The sequence below is a fragment of the Candidatus Phytoplasma gossypii genome (assembly GCF_030586975.1).
Classification (GTDB): Bacteria; Bacillota_I; Bacilli_A; order Acholeplasmatales; family Acholeplasmataceae; genus Phytoplasma; species Phytoplasma citri.
Window position 1 is genome coordinate 1 of the sequence record NZ_JAOSIT010000069.1, and the last position, 1,360, is coordinate 1,360.

General features: G+C 32.9%; 1 pseudogene. It reads right to left on the reverse strand.

From position 1 onward, the window contains the following. A pseudogene (locus tag OC698_RS03085) lies at positions 1 to 1,360 on the reverse strand (ATP-binding protein); the annotation flags it as partial.

The window sequence follows — 1,360 nt, forward strand, 5'->3', positions numbered from 1 at the left end:
GTCAAAAGGGTAACCTTCTTTAATGTAGTTGGCAAGGTTAGTAGGTTCTTTTTGGAGTTCCCGACGATTTTCCACCAGTTTTAATTCTTTTCTTAAACTTTCTTCATGAGCTTGAAGCGACTTTAAATGGTCTCTAATATCCATAATTTCTTGATTTTTATCTTTAATGGTTTGTTGGTATTTATCAGGGGTTTGGTTTAAAGTGACTAATTCTTGTTCTAATTGTGGAATTTTATTTTTTTGGTTAATTTCAGTTAATTGTTGATTAATAGCATTTAATTCCGCTTGGATTTGAGCATAGCGACGTTGGTAATAGTTAATGCCATTTAAACCATGGAAGGTATAATAACATTCAATTTTTGTTTCATCTTTTGGTTTATCTAAATATTGTAAGATACCTTGACGCCATTGGGCGTATTGGTTTTCACATGCTATTCTTCTTTGTTTAACTTGCTGAACATCCCGTTTTATTTTGAATTTCAAATTTAAAACTTCTTCCAGATCCGACGGCAACATTACTTCATGAGTTTGAGGATTTTGTTGTTGCCATTTAGCGGTTTTTTTGTAAGCTTCTTCGATGATCGTCGTTAAATCACGGTTAGAGAGGTTTTTTTTCTTGGCATAATTGGGCAATCTCTTTTAAAGCTAAGAAAGTATGATAACTAATTTGATAAGGAACAATAATATGTTTTAGATAACCTTCAATTTCAGTATCTTTTAAATGTCCAATATAGATTTCTTTACTGAAACGACTACGTAAAGCAGGATCAATTTTCGCAAGATTATTGGTGGCTCCCATTAAAACAATTTTTTTATCCGAGCGCTGAAAACCATCTAACTTATCTAAAAGGGTATTAACAATATTGGCACTTACCGAAGAAGTATTACGATCACCGCGATTAGGTAAGCCATCAATTTCATCAATAAAGATAATGGTACGCTCATAATTTTCTGCTTCTTGCCAAATTTTTTCTAAAATTTCTTTGCCTTCCCCAATGTATTTTTGATCTAGTTTGGCAGGAATTAAATTAATAAAGTGCACGTTTGCTTCGCCACACAGAGCTTTGATTAAAAAAGTTTTACCTGTCCCTGGGGGGCCATAAAGTAAATAACCTTTGGGGCGGACGTGATCGAAGTTAATCAAGGATTGGTTGGTCCGAAAATAAGTTAATAAGTCTTCTAATTCTTCTTTTTCAGTTTCCATCCCATAAACATCTTTGAAGGTTACTTGTTTTTGAAGATGCGGAAGCGGTTTATTTTCTTGTAAATGATTTAATTGCGTTTGTAAGTTTTGCTTTTGTTTTTCAAAAGCGATTTTTTGATCCGTTAAGAACAGTTGAAAATCCTGGAAATTTTTTAA